We start from the raw sequence: 845 nt of genomic DNA on the forward strand, positions 1-845 counted from the left end.
GTAACAAGGTAGCCGTATCGGAAGGTGCGGCTGGATCACCTCCTTTCTAAGGAAATTGGATACAGTAGGCTGTGCAAACGGCTGAATCAATCCAACTAAAACGGAAAAAAGTAGAGAAAAGAAATGTGTTTTACTGTTGAGTTATCAAGGAAACTGAATAACGATATTTCTGGTAGCGATGCGCTTAGGGGACACACCCGTTCCCATCCCGAACACGACGGTTAAGACCTAAGCGGCCGATGGTACTGCACTGGAGACGGTGTGGGAGAGCAGGTGGCTGCCAGATCAAAAAGAAAGAAACAGGCGAAGCTGCCTGATAAAGATAGAACGGGCACTGGAAAGTGAGCTCTGTCGGAAACAGAGTGGAACCAGAAGATTTTCGATAAGTCCGGTGCTAACCCTAAATCAGTCGGGAAGGACTGTTATAATAGCTGGTTTTTACCAGTGATCAGAGTTTACAAATGTGTTTGTGAGTTCTGATGGCTGATAAAACATCAGTCAGCATTGTACCTTGAAAACTGCATACATGAGATTTGATTAAGTTAATCAAATATCCTTAAACGCAAAGTATTAAGAAATTAATGCAAACGCAAAGATAGGAAGACATCGATTTATCTGTTATGAACAGAGTAATCATCATATACGTTACGGACGTAAGTGCTGAGCTTCATGGATCTTCGATCCATTCAGCCGCGACTGCGTCGCATATACGATCAAATTTAAAAAGCCTTATGGAAGCGAGATTCCAACAGCTTTTCAAATCCGATCGTGCACTTACTGGTAGTAACGCGAGAATCAAGAGACCGCATCACCTACGCTAGGGTGATGAAGCGAAAGGTCAAGCA

General features: G+C 43.4%; 1 rRNA gene. It reads left to right on the forward strand.

Annotated features, from left to right (window positions below):
* Positions 1-168: 168 nt before the first annotated feature.
* Positions 169-286: ribosomal RNA gene (rrf, locus tag G5B12_RS17010) — 5S ribosomal RNA — on the forward strand.
* Positions 287-845: the final 559 nt, after the last annotated feature.

This window comes from Blautia sp. MSK.20.85 (genome assembly GCF_013317245.1).
Classification (GTDB): domain Bacteria; phylum Bacillota; class Clostridia; order Lachnospirales; family Lachnospiraceae; genus Blautia_A.